Origin of the sequence: Serratia sp. 14-2641, from assembly GCF_001692375.1 — a bacterium.
Lineage (GTDB): Bacteria > Pseudomonadota > Gammaproteobacteria > Enterobacterales > Enterobacteriaceae > Chania > Chania fonticola_C.
On record NZ_LXKR01000055.1, the window covers coordinates 349,157 to 365,395 of the forward strand.

The following is a 16,239-nucleotide window of genomic DNA, read 5'->3' on the forward strand; positions in this document are numbered from 1 at the left end:
CCGGTAATGCCACTTAATTGACCCAGTCTTTCAGGGTATACACCAGTTGGTGATCGCTGCCGCTCAGGGTCAGCTGTTGGTCATTGAGCGAGACTTTTGCACCGTTAGCCAGCAGCGTGCCGATGGTTTTATCCCATTGGTTACGTTGTGGATCTGCGCACATCATGCGGGTCGTGGCGAGGTTTTTCACCGTCAGCACGCCGTTCTCTAACTGGCCCTGGCCGAAGAAACGGTTGCACATCGATCCGGAAATATTCATTTTCTCGCCGAACTCGATGCTCGGGCCGCTGCCTTGTTTTGCTTCAACCGCCACACCATCCACGCTTTGCAGCACAAAGTTATGATGCAGCAGATCGCTTTCTACTACGGTGTGTTGTTTGGTTTGAGCGGAACCACAGCCAGCCAATAGCGCACAAGCCATTGCTAAAGGGATCAGTTTTTTCATTATTACGAACCTGTTTAGGTTTTGTCGGAAGAGTTAGGGGCGCTAAGCGCGCCCCAAAGTATCAGGCATTAAGCTGATTAGGGCAGGCTTCACCCCGCGCAAGCTGTTCAATATTTTTCAACGTGGTTTGCGAAATACTGGTCAATGCCTCTTCCGTCAGGAACGCCTGATGGCCGGTAAACAGCACGTTATGGCAGGCGGACAGGCGGCGGAAAACGTCGTCCTGGATCACGTCGTTGGATTTGTCTTCAAAGAACAGGTCGCGTTCGTTCTCGTATACGTCCATCCCCAGCGCACCAATCTTTTGCTGTTTGAGGGCATCGATAGCGGCGGAGGAGTCGATTAAGGCACCACGGCTGGTGTTAATCACCATCACGCCGTCCTTCATCATGGAGAACGCGTCCGCATTCAGCAGGTGATGGTTTTCCGGCGTTAACGGGCAGTGCAGGGTGATCACGTCCGCCTGGGCATACAGCGTTTTAAGATCGACATATTCGGCACCCAGCTCTAACGCCTGCGCGCTTGGGTAGGGGTCGTAGGCCAAGAGCTTCATGCCAAAGCCTTTCAGAATACGCATGGTGGCTACGCCGATCTTACCGGTACCAATCACCCCGGCGGTGCGGTTATGCATATTGAAGCCGATCAGCCCTTCCAGCGAGAAGTTGGCATCACGGGTGCGTTGATAGGCTCGATGAATGCGGCGGTTCAGGCACATCATCATGCCCACGGCGTGTTCGGCTACGGCTTCAGGTGAATAAGCCGGAACGCGCACCACCTTGATACCCAACTCTTTCGCCGCATCCAGATCGACGTTATTGAACCCGGCACAACGCAGGGCGAGGATCTCGACACCAATCGCGGCCAGCTCTTCCAGCACTTCCCGGCTACCGTCGTCATTAACGAAGATGCATACGGCCTTACAGCCGATAGCCGTTTTGGCGGTTTTCTTGCTTAGCAGAAAGTCGAAAAACTCCAGCTCATAACCAAACTGCTGATTTACCAATTCAAGATACTTACGGTCATACTGTTTGGTGCTGTAAATCGCCATTTTCATCGTGGTTTCTCCCGCGTGATTATGTGATCAAATTAACATATTTTGCCAAATACGACAATGGTTTAGCACCCTGTGGAGGCGCAGGTCTTTTATGGTTTTATGCTGATAATCAGTGTATTAGCCATTTTCTATATTCACCGGATAAATATCAAAATTGTGAAACCTGCTCTATAAATGATGAGATGGGTTCACCTTCACCTGCCAGGGGATCCGTGTCATCATTGCGCCTGGCTAATCGATGTTTATCAGGAACTAAACCTGCGCTTAATGACAAAGAGATTAAAAGTATTCGTTGCGATCGTGGTGGGTATCGCCCTGTTGCTCTTAACGCTATGGCAAACCCTGCCGCGTTGGTTGCCGCGAGCGATCGCTCCTTGGTTGCCGCAGGGTAGCCAACTGGTTTTACAAGGGGCGTTGCGCTGGCATCAGGGATCTTTGTATCTTGATGGGCTGAAGTTCAGCGCCCAAGGTTGTGCCATAGCCAATGTCAGTGAACTGCAACTCTCTTACCAGATGGGCAGTTGGCATTTAAAGAGCGAACGTGCGGACGTAGATACCGCCTGCCTGTCAAAATTGCCCGCCGCCGAGGGTGACAGCGTGCCGTTAACGCTAGACCAACTGCAAGCGATGCTGCCGCCGTTTGACCTGAACATCAATCTTCTGACGCTCACCCCATGGCAAGCCTACGCCGGTAAATTGCAGCTGTCGTCTGCGGCCACTGGCCAACGGTTGCATTATCAAGGGAAGAACGTCACCGCCGAGGCGCAGTTGGATGAACATCAGCAACTGACGTTAAGCAAGCTCAGCATTACGCCACCCAACAGCACGGTTCCTGTACAACTGACGGGTAAAGTCACCGTACCGTTGGATATGGACAGTTTGCCAACCCAAGGGGCGTTGCAAGGTGAGATACAAACCGCCTATCTGGAAAAGCCCTTGCTGCTGGATTTGCACTGGCAACAGCAGCAGGGCGTATTGACCCTGACGGAAAAGGGCAGCGACCAACCGTTGGCTACGCTTCCCTGGGCACTAACGCCAAAACAGATCAGCATCGAAAAAGGGGAATGGCGCTGGCCTTACCTGGAGCAACCGCTCAGCGGTGGTTTGAATGTGGCGTTGCATGACTGGAGCCAGGGGTTTGACGAAACCCAAATTACCGCACGTTTGAACGTGATCACCGCCGGGCACAACGGAAAGGGCAACGCGGTGCTGACGTTGGGACCAGGTAGCCTGAGCCTGACCAACAGCGATCTGGGATTTCAGCTTACCGGGCAGGCAAACCTGGCCAATCTCTCGCTTACGGCGTCAATCCCCGGCATTATCAGCGGCTCGATCCTTAACCCAACGCTGGTGCTACAGCCGGGATCTTTACTGCGCGCCTGGGGCAGCCCGGCACCGGACATGAAGCTGGAAGAGGCTCGGCTGCCGCTGGCTGGGGTAAAAGTCACCGCGCTTGGGATCACAGGCCGTTTGCAGGCGATTATCAGCGCCAGCGAAAGTTACTGGGGGCGCTTCAAGCTGCATCTGGACGGCCAGGCACAAGATTTCTGGCCCGACCATGGTCAGTGGCAATGGCGCTCTTGGGGTAACGGCAAGTTACCGCCGTTACAGGCCGCCTGGGATGTTGCAGGCAGTGGGCGTTGGCAGGACACCAGCATCACCCTGGATAGTCTTTCTACCGGTTTTGATCGGTTGAAATACGGCATGGTCACGGTCGCGACGCCGCGCATGACGCTCAGCCAGCCGATCCGGTGGCAGCGGGATATCAAAGCACCGAGCCTTACCGGCGGCGTGCAACTGGTGGCTGACAAAACCAGTTTTGGTGCAGGCAGTTATTTGCCGCCTTCGGTGCTGGATTTACAGTTGCAAGGTACGGGGCCAGACAGCTTTCAATGGCAAGGCGCGTTGCAGGCCGAGCAGATTGGGCCAATCAAGTTACGTGGCCGCTGGGATGGTGAGCGTCTGCGTGGTGAAGGCTGGTGGCCAAAACAGTCATTAACGGTATTCCAACCGCTGATTTCACCCGATCTGAACATCAAACTGCGCGCAGGTGAGTTCTATGCACAGTCGGCATTCTCGGCGGCGCGAGTGCAGGGATTTGAAGCTGGTGGGCACTGGGTGGTACGCAATGGCGGCATGTGGTTGCAAGAGGGTGAATTGAGCGGGCTGGACTTTGTCTTGCCCTATCGGTTTAAGAACCACCTGTGGCAGCTTGGGGCCAAAAGGCCGATCATGCTGCGCATCAAATCCATCAAGACGCTGTTTGAGATGCAGAATATTACCGCCGATCTGCAAGGTACCTATCCCTACAGCGAGGCGTATCCGTTGACGTTGAGCAACATCGGTGTAGATATGCTGAACGGTCATATCAGCCTTTCGGCATTGCGGATGCCACAGCATGATGCGGCGGTGCTCAAACTGGAACAAATCGACCTTAGCGCACTGTTTACCGCGCTCAAACCGAAGCAGTTCGCCATGTCTGGCCGCATCAACGGCGAGTTGCCGCTCTTCCTGAACCACCCCAAATGGCTGGTGCAAAACGGCTGGATCGCCAATTCGGGGGTCATGACGCTGAGGCTGGATAAAGATATGGCCGATGCCATTGGCAGCAATAACCTGGCCACCGGTGCCGCCATCGACTGGCTACGCTACATGGAAATCAATCGCTCAAAGGCGCGGGTCGATCTCGATAACCTGGGGGAGCTGACGCTAAAGGCGCATATCGATGGCGTAAATCCGCAGAAAAATGCCAAGCGTGAGGTTATCCTTAACTATAGCCATCAGGAAAACGTGTTTCAGCTGTGGCGCAGCCTGCGCTTTGGCGACAATTTACAAGAGTGGCTGGAGCAGGCGCTCTCTAAACCCGAGGAACAACAATGAAGAACGCGACAGGGCCATTGCTGGTAGCCGTGTTGGGCGCATCCTTGCTGAGCGGTTGCGTACCGCGCATTGAGGTGGCGACGCCTAAAGATCCCATTACCATCAATATGAACGTCAAAATTGAGCATGAGATCCATATCAAAGTAGATAAGGACGTTGAGAACCTGCTGAAAGACCAGAGCGGTCTGTTCTAGGAGCCAGCATGAAAAAGCATTATCTGTGGTTGATTGCCGCCGGTTGGTTATTCAGCGGGATGGCTCAGGCGTTGACGCTGGATGAAGCCAAGCAGCAGGGACGGGTGGGCGAAACGCTCAGTGGTTATATCGCTCCGGTGAAACAGGACGCAGAGACTCAGGCGTTGGTGAAAAAAATCAATGCCGGGCGTGCCGAGAAATACCAACAGGTGGCCGCCAGCAATCATATCGCTATTGATGAAGTCGCGCGGATGGCCGGGCAGAAGCTGGTGACACGAGCGCCTGCAGGGGAATATGTCCGTGGCATTAACGGCCAGTGGTTGCAGAAATAAAAAAGCACGCCCTAGGGCGTGCAACGGAATTTAAACGGCTTATTGTCATGAGGGTAAAACGGATTTTGCAGGTGTGCGACTTACCAGAGCGCAATCTCTGCGCCCTGGCATCGCTATTTAAGCGGCGATCACTTCGGCCAATAGCGCTTTGGCATCAGCTTGAGCTTTGGTCGCAACGTCTGGGCCGTAGGCAATCCCTTCGGCAAAGACGAACTCAACCTCGGTAATACCGATAAAGCCCAGGAACAGACGCAGGTAAGGTTCTACCAGGTCGGTTGGGGTGCCTTTATGGATGCCGCCACGGCTGGTCAGAATGATGGCGCGTTTGTTTTTTACCAAGCCTTCCGGGCCGTTCTCGGTGTAACGGAAGGTGACGCCAGCACGGGCAATCAGGTCAAAATAATTCTTCAACTGAGTTGGGATGTTGAAGTTGTACATCGGAGCGGCGATAACGATAGTATCGTTGGCTTGCAGCTCGGCAATCAGTTCGTCTGACAGGGCCAGTGCTTCTTTCTGGCGTGGAGTCAGTGGGGCATCTGAAGGACGCATTGCGCCAACCAGTTCGCCATCCAGCACCGGGATCGGCTGTGCAGCCAGGTCACGCACGGTGATGGTATCGTTGCTGTGAGCATTGGCCCACTGCTCAACGAAGAAATCAGCCAATTGGTTAGACTGAGAATAAGTTGCCAGGATGCTGGATTTTAGAACCAATACTTTGCTCATCGATAATTCCTTTCGTGTTGACTGTGACATCAGGGCTGGTTGCCCGTTGCATGAGGTACACTCTATTCACATTGTTCCAACAGGGATAGCGGAATATTTCGAGATCTACGTTCGATTTTATTGAACAAGAAAATCCAGGCTAAGCGGATGGATTATGGGGAGAAATACCATTGTGTTATCCTGTGCCACTAAGTCAAAAATCGATAAACCTAATTTAAAAAACGCAGTTATTGGCACCAACACGTCAGCTATAACATCAAACCCTAGTCCCTGACGTTAACTAGTAGCCGCGAAGAAACAAGGAACACCGAACGTGAAATCTACGCTCGCGGCATTGTCATCCCAACTGGGTGATTTGATGCTCCGTGATCAGCAGCGCCTGCAACGCCGGTTGCAAGGTGCGCGCAAAGTCAAAAGCCCCGAAGCTCAACAGGCGGTTGCCGCAGAAATAGCGGGTGATATTGAGCAAGCCTTGCAGAAGGTGCGCTCGCGCGCGGCCTCGTGCCCGAAAATCACTTACCCGGAAAGCCTGCCCGTCAGCCAGAAAAAGCAGGACATTTTGGCCGCCATCCGCGATCATCAAGTGGTGATCGTGGCGGGTGAAACCGGCTCAGGCAAGACCACTCAACTACCGAAAATCTGCCTGGAGTTAGGGCGCGGCGTCAAAGGCCTGATTGGCCACACGCAACCGCGCCGCCTGGCTGCACGCACCGTTGCCAACCGCATTGCCGATGAGCTGGAAACCCCGCTGGGTGGCAGCGTAGGCTATAAGGTGCGCTTCAACGATCAGGTGGGTGAAAATACCCTGGTCAAACTTATGACCGACGGGATCTTGCTGGCCGAAATCCAGCAGGATCGCCTGCTGATGCAGTACGACACCTTGATCATCGATGAGGCGCACGAGCGCAGCCTGAACATCGATTTCATCCTGGGTTACCTGCGCGAACTGTTGCCAAAACGCCCGGACCTGAAGGTGATCATCACCTCGGCCACCATTGATCCGCAGCGCTTTTCTCGCCACTTCAACAATGCGCCGATCATTGAGGTTTCTGGCCGGACTTATCCAGTGGAGGTGCGTTATCGGCCGGTGGTAGACGATGCCGACGATACCGAACGCGATCAGCTTCAGGCCATCTTCGATGCGGTGGATGAACTTGGGCGTGAAGGGCCAGGCGATATTCTGATCTTTATGAGCGGTGAACGTGAAATCCGTGACACCGCTGATGCGCTGACCAAGCTCAATCTGCCTCACACCGAGGTGCTGCCGCTGTATGCCCGCCTGTCCAACAGTGAACAGAATCGGGTGTTCCAGTCGCACCACGGCCGCCGCATCGTACTGGCGACCAACGTCGCGGAAACCTCGCTGACCGTGCCGGGCATTAAATACGTTATCGACCCAGGTACGGCGCGCATCAGCCGCTACAGCTTCCGTACCAAAGTGCAGCGTTTGCCGATAGAGCCGGTTTCGCAGGCTTCGGCTAACCAGCGTAAGGGCCGCTGTGGGCGTGTTTCAGACGGTATCTGTATCCGCCTGTTCTCGGAGCAGGATTTCCTGTCGCGCCCGGCGTTTACCGATCCGGAAATTCTGCGAACCAACCTGGCCTCGGTCATTTTGCAGATGACCTCACTGGGATTGGGCGATATTGCTGCCTTCCCGTTTGTCGAAGCGCCGGATAATCGCAATATTCAGGACGGCGTGCGCCTGTTGGAAGAGTTGGGGGCGATCAAAACCGCGGAAAACGGCCACTATCAGCTGACACCGCAGGGCCGTCAGTTGGCGCAGTTACCGATCGACCCACGTTTGGCGCGGATGGTGTTGGAAGCCCAGAAGAGTGGCAGCGTGCGCGAGATGATGATCATCACCTCGGCGTTGTCGATCCAGGATCCGCGTGAGCGGCCGATGGATAAGCAACAGGCCTCCGATGAAAAACACCGCCGCTTCGCCGACAAAGACTCCGATTTTATGGCGTTCGTTAACCTGTGGGATTACCTGAAAGAGCAACAGAAGGAAAACTCTTCCAGCCAGTTCCGCCGCCTGTGCCGCAACGATTTCCTCAACTATCTACGGGTGCGTGAATGGCAGGATATCTACACTCAACTGCGCCAGGTAGTGAAAGAGTTGGGCCTGCCGGTCAACAGCGTGCCTTCGGACTACCGCAGCGTGCATACCGCCCTATTGAGTGGCCTGCTTTCGCACATTGGCCAGAAGGATGCGGATAAGCAAGAGTTTACCGGTGCGCGTAACGCCCGTTTCTCCATCTTCCCGGGTTCTGGGCTGTTCAAGAAGCCGCCGAAATGGACGATGGTGGCAGAACTGGTGGAAACCAGCCGCCTGTGGGGCCGTATAGCCGCACGTATCGAACCAGAATGGATCGAGCCGATGGCTCAGCACCTGGTCAAACATCATTATAGCGAACCGCACTGGTCCAAATCCCAGGGCGCGGTGATGGCCAGCGAAAAGGTCACGCTGTTTGGGTTGCCGATCGTCGCAGCTCGCCCGGTGAATTACAGCACTATCGATCCGCTGCTGTGCCGCGAACTGTTTATCCGCCATGCGCTGGTAGAAGGTGACTGGCAAACGCGGCACCCGTTCTTCGCCGCCAACCTGAAGCTGCGTGCCGAAGTGGAAGAGCTGGAACACAAATCGCGCCGCCGCGACATTCTGGTGGATGACGAGACCCTGTTCAGTTTCTACGATCAGCGTATTCCGAGCGACGTGGTGTCCGGGCGTCATTTTGACCAATGGTGGAAAACCGCCGGTAAGCAGAACCCAGAGTTGCTCAACTTCGAAAAAGAGATGTTGATCAAGGATGGGGCCAACAAGGTCAGTGCGCTGGATTATCCTAACTACTGGTATCAGGGCAACCTCAAGCTGCGCCTTACCTACCAGTTTGAGCCGGGTACCGACGCCGATGGCGTGACTGTGCACATCCCATTGCCGATCCTCAACCAGGTGGAAGATGCCGGTTTTGAGTGGCAGATCCCCGGTATCCGCCGTGAGCTGGTGATCGCGCTGATCAAATCGTTGCCTAAGCCGATGCGTCGCAATTTTGTGCCAGCACCGAACTACGCTGAAGCTTTCCTTGCCCGGGCTACGCCGTTGGAAATGCCACTGCTGGATTCGCTGGAGCGTGAGCTACGCCGCATGACGGGTGTGACGGTGTCACGTGAAGATTGGCAGTGGGATCAGGTGCCCGATCATCTGAAAATGACCTTCCGCGTGGTGGGCGAGAAACACAAAACCCTGCGTGAAGGTAAAGATCTGGCCGCGCTGAGGGTTCAGCTCAAAGACAAGGTGCAAGAGACGCTGTCGGCCGTGGCTGATGATGGCCTGGAACAGAGCAATCTGCATATCTGGAGCTTTGGCAAACTGCCCGAATTTTATGAGCAGAAGCGTGGCGGTTACTCGGTCAAGGCTTACCCGGCATTGGTGGACGAAAAAGATAGCGTAGCCATCCGCCTGTTTGACAGCGAGCAGGAGCAGCAACAGGCCATGTGGCAAGGTACGCGCCGTTTGTTGCTGTTAAACATTCCGTCGCCGATCAAATATCTGCATGAGAAGTTGCCGAACAAGGCCAAGCTTGGGCTGTATTTCAACCCGTATGGCAAGGTACTGGATCTGATCGACGACTGTATCTCCTGCGGCATCGACAAGCTGATTGCTGAACACGGCGGGCCGGTGTGGGCGGAAGAGAACTTTGCCCGGCTGCAAGAGTTGGTACGGGCCGAGCTGAACGAAACCGTGGTGGGCGTGGCCAAGCAGGTGGAACAGATCCTGACGACGGTCTTCAACATCAACAAACGCCTGAAAGGGCGCGTTGATATCTCGTTGGCGCTGGCGCTGTCCGATATCAAGGCCCAGCTTAACGGCCTGGTTTACCGTGGCTTTGTCACCAATAACGGTTGGAGCCGCCTGCCGGACACCTTGCGTTATCTGCAAGCGATTGAGCGCCGTCTGGAGAAGCTGGCGATCGATCCGCACCGCGATCGCGCTCAGATGATCCGGGTGGAGCAGGTTCAACAAGCGTGGCAGCAGTGGCTGAACAAGCTGCCGCCAAAACGCCAGCAGGATGAAGAGGTGAAGGCAGTACGCTGGATGATCGAGGAGCTGCGCGTCAGCCTGTTCGCACAGCAGTTGGGTACGCCTTACCCGATTTCTGAGAAGCGTATCTTGCAGACCATCGATCAGCTTTCTGCGTAACCTTTAAGCCTTGCAGAACAGGCGAGGCTTAACAAGCTACATCCCAGCAGCGTTAACGGCAGGTGCTGGCCCATGGCGGCCAGTGCCAGGCCGCCAGCGATCAGCAGATAATAGAGTAACCCCAATACCGCTCCGGCAGCACCCAGTCGGTTGCGGTAATGCTTCAGCGCCTGGCTGAGAATATTGGGAATGGCCAAGCCAAAGGCCACGGTCACCGCCATACAGGGCAGCAAGATCATTAGACTTGCCTGCCAACACCATGCAGCAACAGCGGCCAACAGGGCTAACAGACTGGCCATTTGGATCTGCCGGTAAGCGCATAATCCTTTTTGCAGAAGGTAGCGGTTTGCCGCTGCGCCGCACAGGCTGCCAAAGGCCAAAACAATCCCCGAATAACCAAACTGCTCGCTGGTCAGCCCCAAGGTCTCAAAAATAAACGGGGCCAGACTGAAGTAGCTGAACGCCATGATGTTAAAACTGGCAACCAGCAGCGCCGAGCACCAGATTTGTTTATCGCGCAGCATCTCCTGCAAACAGGGGAGTAAAGCGATACCGGTGGTGTGCTGGCGGGTTTCTGGCAGCGCTCGCCAGCACCAGATCAGCAGCAACAGCGCCAATCCTGCTTGTGCGGAGAAAATGGCCATGCGACCGCCCCAAAACACCAGCATTCCGCCGCTAAACATTCCCAACACCGGGCTTATCGACAATGCCATGCCAATTATCGCAAACATCTTTCCTAACGCTTGCCCCTGATAGACATCGCGCAGCATGGTCTGCGTCACCACAGAACCAACGGCGGCACCAAAGGCGATAACGGCGCGCGAGACGATGAGCAACGTGAAAGAACCGCTCAGCAAAGCCAGCAAGGCTCCAGCCATATACAGCAGCAAACCGGCGAGCATGGCGGCTCTGCGGCCATATTTGTCGCTGATCGTTCCCCAAAACGCCACGCCAAAAGCGAAGGCGAAAAAATAGACCGATAGCGTGTGGCTGGCCTGCGTGGCATCGATCTGGTAATCAAAGCGGATAGCGGTTAACGCCGGGCTATAGAGCGTTTCCAGGATTTGTGGTGCCATGATCATCACGACGATCAGTGGCAGAGGCAGATTTTTGACGGACATAGCATTCTCCCAAATAAGTGTCGCCAGTATAGGGAGATGGCGATTGTTCGATTACAATCATCAGGACAAAAAACAATGAAAATGGGACGGCAGCATGGCGCTGATTCTGCAACATCAGCTTTTTGATCCGGATAGTTTCGCCGCTCCGGTGGTGGGGATTAGTGCCGAGCTGGCGGATCATGATTCTGGCGAACATCAGCATCAACGGGCCCAGATCCTCTATGCTCCACGTGGTTGTATGACGGTGACGTTAGCCGAACGCTGGCTGATCCTGCCGCCTACGCGCATTATCTGGATACCGAGCGGCGTGAGGCATCGCGTGCAACTGCGCGGGCAGGTGGCTTACCGCTCGCTCTATTTTGCGGATATAACGATGTTGGCAATGCCGCACAGTGCGGTGTTGGCCGCCAACCCGTTACTGGCAGCGGTGATAGAACGCATCGCACATTGGCCGTTTGACTACGCGCAGCGGCACCCCCAGGCGGAAGATCTGTTGCGAGTCTTGCGCAACGAATTGAGCGTGGCGGAGCAGGAAAATACCAGCTTGATGCTGCCGAGCGATCCTCGTATAGCGGCTTGGATTGACGGCTTAAACGGCGTTGACCAGCTACCCGGGCTGGTGGTATTGGCCAAGGCGATCAATCTCCATCCTAAAACGTTAACGCGAATTTTCCTGCGGGAAACCGGGTTGAGCTATCAGCAGTGGTGCCAGCAATGGCGTTTGATGCACGCCATTGAGTTACTGGCGCAATTGCCTTCCGTAAGCGCGGTTGCGCAGCGGCTTGCCTTCTCTAGCGACAGCGCGTTTATCGCCTTTTTCCGCCAGTATACCGGCACCACGCCAAAGCGGTTTATGGCGGGTGGGGAACGAGGTATTGAGTAATGATTGTAATTTTTATTGGTTGGCAATACCGGTAAGGTGATTTAAATCACAATATCGTGATTATTATAAAATTAATTAAATGCAACATTAATCACATTTTTGATGTTGACAAATTTATAATTGTAAAATAATCATCATTTTTTTGTGAACCAGATCTTCAATTGCAATGTATTTCATATTAAAAGTGATTTCAATCACGAAATGATATCGGATTGCGTTTCCCATTATTACTCCATAAGCTGCAAAGCAATTCCCAATCCTCTTGGAATAACGATAGGAAAAAAACATGAATGGATTGATAGATTACTTCCCGGAAAATGCATTTACCGTTCACCAGCAAGACTGCGACTGGCAGCAGGCTATTGATTTATCGATGCGCTGTCTGCTGGAAAATAATATCGTTGAGCCGCGTTATGTTGCGGCAATAAAACACAGTACGCAAAATAATGGCGCATATTATATTCTTACGCCGGAAGTGGCCATGCCCCATGCACGTCCGGAAGAAGGGGCTTTGGGCACGGCATTAACCCTAACGGTATTGCCGCTGGGGGTATATTTCAATGATGACAATCCGCAGGTAAAAGTGTTAATCGGCCTGGCGGCGAAAGATGCCGACAGCCATATCAATGCTATCCAGCTATTGAGTGAAATGTTCTGTGATGACCAGGCAATTAAACAGCTTACTCAGGCAGTTAAGATATCAGAAATAAAAGAAATCATTCAGCGCTTCTGATTTTACACACTCAAGGATCAATATAATGGCCAATAAAACAATGCGAGCCAGAGTGCAAGCTTTTGGCGGGTTCCTGACGGCTATGGTAATCCCTAATATCGGCGCATTTATTGCGTGGGGATTTATTACGGCACTGTTTATTCCCACCGGCTGGATGCCTAACGCCCACTTTGGGCAACTGGTCGGGCCGATGATCACCTATTTGCTACCGCTGATGATCGGTTCCACCGGTGGCTACCTGATCGCGGAAAAACGTGGCGCGGTGATGGGGGGGATTGGCACCATCGGCGTGATTGTGGGGGCCGATATTCCCATGTTCATCGGCGCGATGGTGATGGGGCCGCTGGGCGGGGTGATCATCAAATATATCGACACCAAGCTGGATAAGCGTATCCCCGCTGGCTTTGAGATGGTGGTTAATAACTTCTCACTGGGGATTGTCGGCATGTTCTTGTGCCTGTTTGCCTACGAGGTGATTGGCCCAGCGGTACAGCAGGCTAACCATTTGGTCCGTGCTGGCATTGAATCTCTGGTAGCCACTGGATACCTGCCGCTGCTGTCGATTATCAACGAACCGGCGAAGGTGCTATTCCTGAATAACGCCATCGATCAGGGGGTGTATTACCCGCTGGGCATGCAGGATACGGCGGTGAACGGCCGCTCGGTGTTTTTTATGGTGGCCTCTAACCCTGGCCCAGGGCTTGGTATCCTGCTGGCGTTTTCGCTGTTTGGCCAGGGTATGAGCAAAAAGTCGGCCCCAGGCGCGATGATTATCCATTTCCTCGGGGGGATTCACGAACTCTACTTCCCGTATGTGCTGATGAAGCCGCTGATGATCATTGCCATGATTGCCGGCGGGATGGCGGGGATCTACGTGTTTGATCTGATGGGTGCCGGTTTGGTTGCCGGGCCAAGCCCGGGTTCAATCTTTGCCTATCTGGCTCTGACGCCGCGGGGTGGCTTTGCTGGCACTTTGGCGGGCGTCGCCGCCGGGACACTGGTTTCGTTCCTGATTGCCGCACTGATCCTGAAAACCGAGAAAAAGCAGGCGACCGAAGACAGTTTTGATGACTCACAGCGGCAGGTGAAAGCCTTGAAAGCTGCGGGCAAGGGGCAGCCACAGCCGATCCGCCACATCGCGTTTGTTTGTGATGCAGGTATGGGTTCTAGCGCGATGGGGGCAACCACCTTCCGTAAACGTTTGGAGAAAGCCGGGGTGCCGATCAGTGTGAAGCACTACGCCATTGAAAATATTCCGCCGGAAGCCGACCTGATCGTGACGCACTCTAGCCTGGAAGGGAGAGCCGACCGGGTGAGCGATAAGCCCAAAGTATTGATCAGCAATTATCTCGGTGACAGCAATCTCGATCGTTTGTTGGAACAACTGGTTGCCACACACTCAGAAAAGGAAGCCGTATGAAAACCCAAGCCGCCGCTATTTATGGCCAAAACGACGTTCGCCTGCGTGAGTTTGAATTACCGCCGCTAGGTGATGATGAACTGTTGGTTAAGGTCATTTCCGACAGTGTGTGCCTGTCTACCTGGAAGGCTGCCAAATTGGGGGCTAATCACAAGCGGGTGCCTGATAATGTTGCCGAACACCCGGCGATCACCGGCCATGAATGTGCCGGGATCATTGAGCAGGTGGGCAAAAATCTGCAGCAACGCTACCGGGCTGGGCAACGTTTTGTGCTGCAACCGGCGATGGGATTGCCGAGTGGTTATTCGGCGGGTTACAGCTACGAGTTTTTCGGCGGCAATGCCACCTATATGATTATTCCACAGCAGGCTGTGGAGCTAGGCTGTGTATTACCGTATGAAGGCAGCTATTTTGCAGCGGCCTCTTTGGCAGAGCCGATGTGCTGCATCATAGGTGCCTATCATGCCAATTACCATACGACGCAATATGTCTATGAGCACCGCATGGGGATCAAACCCGGCGGCAACGTGGCGTTATTGGCCAGTGCTGGGCCGATGGGCATTGGTGCGATCGATTATGCCATCAACGGCAACATCCGCCCTGCGCGGGTAGTGGTCGTGGATATCGACGAGGCACGTTTGGCGCGGGCCAGATTGCTATTGCCGGAAAGCGTAGCGCGTGAAAAAGGCGTTGAACTGGTGTATTTCAACAGCAGCAAGGCTGCCGACCCGGTAGCTGCCTTACGGGATCTGACACAGGGCCACGGCTTTGACGATGTCTTCGTTTATGCTGCGGTGGCCGATGTGCTGGTGCTGGGGGATGACCTGCTGGCTGAAGACGGTTGCCTGAATTTCTTTGCGGGCCCAACCGACAGTGAATTCAAAGTGCCGTTTAACTTTTACAACGTACATTACGCATCCACACATGTTGTGGGCACTTCGGGTGGATCGACGGGGGATATGTTGGAGGCGCTGCAACTGACCGCTGAAGGCCGCATTAATCCTTCGGTGATGATCACCCATATTGGTGGGCTGGATGCCGTGCCGGAAACCATCATCAATCTGCCTTCGATCCCCGGCGGGAAAAAGCTGATCTATAACTTTGCCACCATGCCGTTAACCGCAATTACCGACTTCCCAGAGCTCGGGAAAACAGACCCATTCTATGCCCGCCTGGCGGAACTGGTGGCTGAAAGCCACGGCGTGTGGAACGAACAGGCCGAGCGTTTCCTGCTGCAACATTTTGGTGTGGAAACAGGGGTATAACTGCCGATGAAATCGCTGGCTTATGACATTGTACGCACCACTCAACAGGCTGCATTGGCTGCCTGGCCGCTACTGGGCTGTGGTGATAAAAATCAAATTGATGGGGTGGCCGTCGCGGCCATGCGTCAGCAACTGAGCGGCATGGCCATGCAGGGGCAGATTGTGATCGGTGAAGGTGAAATCGATCAGGCCCCCATGCTGTATATCGGTGAACGGCTGGGGAGCGGGCATGGTCCGGCGGTGGACATTGCTGTTGATCCTATCGAAGGTACGCGGATGGTGGCCATGGGCCAATATAATGCGCTGGCCGTGATCGCCTTTGCCCCACACAATGCCTTGTTGCATGCCCCAGACATGTATATGCGCAAGATGGTGGTGGGACCAGGAGCTAAAGGGGCTATCGATTTACGGTTGCCTCTGGAGCAAAATCTGCGGCAAGTAGCGCAGGCATTGGGTAAGCCATTGCATCAACTGCGCATGATCACGCTGGATAAACCGCGCCATGAACTGATTCGCCAACAGGCGCAGGCGCTGGGGGTGAAGATTTTCGCCATTCCTGACGGTGACGTTGCCGCCAGCCTGATGACTTGTTTACCAGGTGGTGAAGCCGACATCATGTATACCTTGGGTGGCGCGCCGGAAGGGGTCATATCGGCCTGTGCGGTGCGTCTGCTGGGGGGAGATATGCAAGCCGAGCTGATCGATTTCTGCCAGGCGAAAGGCGATACGCCAGAACATAGAATACTGGCGCAGGAAGAACGGCGGCGTTGCAGCAACATGGGGATTGAGATTAACACCATTTTGCCGCTCAATGTCCTGATCGCCAGCGATGAGGTGATTTTTTCGGCAACCGGGATAACCAAAGGTGACATTATCGGCGGAATAAAACAAAAAGAGGGGTACTTGAGCACAGAAACCCTTATGATTAATGGTACCGACGGATCGTGTAATAAAATTCATACATTACACTTGCATTGATGGTATCGCA

Annotated in this window: 13 protein-coding genes; 9 read left to right on the forward strand and 4 right to left on the reverse strand. The window is 54.2% G+C overall.

Features of this window, described 5'->3' with window-relative positions; all coding sequences use genetic code 11:
• Nucleotides 1-13: 13 nt before the first annotated feature.
• Both hslJ and A6U95_RS20275 read right to left on the reverse strand, forming a co-directional pair.
• Nucleotides 14-445: a heat shock protein HslJ gene (gene hslJ, locus A6U95_RS20270; protein ID WP_065685749.1), complete on the reverse strand. Its 432-nt coding sequence runs from the start codon at nt 443-445 to the stop codon at nt 14-16.
• Between the two features lie 61 nt (nt 446-506).
• Entirely contained in the window at nt 507-1,499 is a 993-nt protein-coding gene (locus tag A6U95_RS20275; RefSeq protein WP_065685750.1) for a 2-hydroxyacid dehydrogenase, read from the reverse strand.
• Between the two features lie 267 nt (nt 1,500-1,766).
• On the opposite strand from A6U95_RS20275, the gene A6U95_RS20280 reads away from it, so the two are divergent.
• Genes A6U95_RS20280 through A6U95_RS20290 form a run of 3 tightly spaced genes read left to right on the forward strand, consistent with a single transcriptional unit; the run spans nt 1,767 to nt 4,905 of the window.
• The gene (locus tag A6U95_RS20280) at nt 1,767-4,379 is read left to right on the forward strand and encodes a YdbH family protein (protein WP_065685751.1); all 2,613 of its coding nucleotides are present in this window, start codon (nt 1,767-1,769) and stop codon (nt 4,377-4,379) included.
• Nucleotides 4,376-4,573 carry a YnbE family lipoprotein gene (locus A6U95_RS20285; protein ID WP_065685752.1) on the forward strand — a complete coding sequence of 66 codons (198 nt, stop codon included), beginning with the start codon at nt 4,376-4,378 and terminating at the stop codon, nt 4,571-4,573. The genes A6U95_RS20280 and A6U95_RS20285 overlap by 4 nt, the downstream gene beginning before the upstream one ends.
• 8 nt (nt 4,574-4,581) lie before the next feature.
• Nucleotides 4,582-4,905 carry a YdbL family protein gene (locus tag A6U95_RS20290; RefSeq protein WP_024486547.1) on the forward strand — a complete coding sequence of 108 codons (324 nt, stop codon included), beginning with the start codon at nt 4,582-4,584 and terminating at the stop codon, nt 4,903-4,905.
• Between the two features lie 117 nt (nt 4,906-5,022).
• Here the strand turns inward: A6U95_RS20290 and azoR are convergent, their stop codons facing one another.
• The gene (gene azoR / locus A6U95_RS20295) at nt 5,023-5,628 is read right to left on the reverse strand and encodes an FMN-dependent NADH-azoreductase (RefSeq protein ID WP_021177851.1); all 606 of its coding nucleotides are present in this window, start codon (nt 5,626-5,628) and stop codon (nt 5,023-5,025) included.
• Nucleotides 5,629-5,941: 313 nt separating this feature from the next.
• Between azoR and hrpA the strand changes: the two genes are divergently transcribed.
• Nucleotides 5,942-9,829 carry an ATP-dependent RNA helicase HrpA gene (gene hrpA / locus A6U95_RS20300; RefSeq protein WP_074423380.1) on the forward strand — a complete coding sequence of 1,296 codons (3,888 nt, stop codon included), beginning with the start codon at nt 5,942-5,944 and terminating at the stop codon, nt 9,827-9,829.
• On the opposite strand, the gene A6U95_RS20305 is transcribed toward hrpA, so the two are convergent.
• On the reverse strand, nt 9,814-10,950 hold the full coding sequence (locus A6U95_RS20305; protein WP_065685753.1) for an MFS transporter: 1,137 nt from the start codon (nt 10,948-10,950) through the stop codon (nt 9,814-9,816). The genes hrpA and A6U95_RS20305 overlap by 16 nt on opposite strands.
• A gap of 94 nt (nt 10,951-11,044) precedes the next feature.
• On the opposite strand from A6U95_RS20305, the gene A6U95_RS20310 reads away from it, so the two are divergent.
• From A6U95_RS20310 to glpX, 5 genes are all read left to right on the forward strand, one after another.
• Nucleotides 11,045-11,833, forward strand: a complete 789-nt coding sequence (locus tag A6U95_RS20310) for a helix-turn-helix transcriptional regulator (protein WP_065685754.1) — start codon at nt 11,045-11,047, stop codon at nt 11,831-11,833.
• A 286-nt stretch (nt 11,834-12,119) separates the two neighbouring features.
• Entirely contained in the window at nt 12,120-12,566 is a 447-nt protein-coding gene (locus A6U95_RS20315) for a PTS sugar transporter subunit IIA (protein WP_065685755.1), read from the forward strand.
• Nucleotides 12,567-12,591: 25 nt separating this feature from the next.
• A complete protein-coding gene (locus A6U95_RS20320; protein WP_065685756.1) occupies nt 12,592-13,986 on the forward strand; it encodes a PTS mannitol transporter subunit IICB in 1,395 nt (464 codons plus the stop codon).
• Complete coding sequence (locus A6U95_RS20325; protein WP_065685757.1) at nt 13,983-15,251, forward strand: zinc-binding dehydrogenase; 1,269 nt, start codon at nt 13,983-13,985, stop codon at nt 15,249-15,251. Before A6U95_RS20320 ends, A6U95_RS20325 begins: the two co-directional genes overlap by 4 nt.
• Nucleotides 15,252-15,257: 6 nt before the next feature.
• Complete coding sequence (gene glpX, locus A6U95_RS20330) at nt 15,258-16,229, forward strand: class II fructose-bisphosphatase (protein ID WP_065685758.1); 972 nt, start codon at nt 15,258-15,260, stop codon at nt 16,227-16,229.
• The last annotated feature ends 10 nt before the right edge of the window (nt 16,230-16,239 follow it).

What these genes read in the sequence shown, in the direction of transcription:
- A6U95_RS20310 (WP_065685754.1), top strand. Translation starts at nt 11,045, where the DNA reads ATGGCGCTGATTCTGCAACATCAGCTTTTTGATCCGGATAGTTTCGCC.
- A6U95_RS20305 (WP_065685753.1), bottom strand. Translation starts at nt 10,950, where the DNA reads ATGTCCGTCAAAAATCTGCCTCTGCCACTGATCGTCGTGATGATCATG.
- A6U95_RS20275 (WP_065685750.1), bottom strand. Translation starts at nt 1,499, where the DNA reads ATGAAAATGGCGATTTACAGCACCAAACAGTATGACCGTAAGTATCTT.
- A6U95_RS20320 (WP_065685756.1), top strand. Translation starts at nt 12,592, where the DNA reads ATGGCCAATAAAACAATGCGAGCCAGAGTGCAAGCTTTTGGCGGGTTC.
- A6U95_RS20325 (WP_065685757.1), top strand. Translation starts at nt 13,983, where the DNA reads ATGAAAACCCAAGCCGCCGCTATTTATGGCCAAAACGACGTTCGCCTG.
- A6U95_RS20285 (WP_065685752.1), top strand. Translation starts at nt 4,376, where the DNA reads ATGAAGAACGCGACAGGGCCATTGCTGGTAGCCGTGTTGGGCGCATCC.
- glpX (WP_065685758.1), top strand. Translation starts at nt 15,258, where the DNA reads ATGAAATCGCTGGCTTATGACATTGTACGCACCACTCAACAGGCTGCA.
- azoR (WP_021177851.1), bottom strand. Translation starts at nt 5,628, where the DNA reads ATGAGCAAAGTATTGGTTCTAAAATCCAGCATCCTGGCAACTTATTCT.
- A6U95_RS20315 (WP_065685755.1), top strand. Translation starts at nt 12,120, where the DNA reads ATGAATGGATTGATAGATTACTTCCCGGAAAATGCATTTACCGTTCAC.
- hslJ (WP_065685749.1), bottom strand. Translation starts at nt 445, where the DNA reads ATGAAAAAACTGATCCCTTTAGCAATGGCTTGTGCGCTATTGGCTGGC.
- A6U95_RS20280 (WP_065685751.1), top strand. Translation starts at nt 1,767, where the DNA reads ATGACAAAGAGATTAAAAGTATTCGTTGCGATCGTGGTGGGTATCGCC.
- A6U95_RS20290 (WP_024486547.1), top strand. Translation starts at nt 4,582, where the DNA reads ATGAAAAAGCATTATCTGTGGTTGATTGCCGCCGGTTGGTTATTCAGC.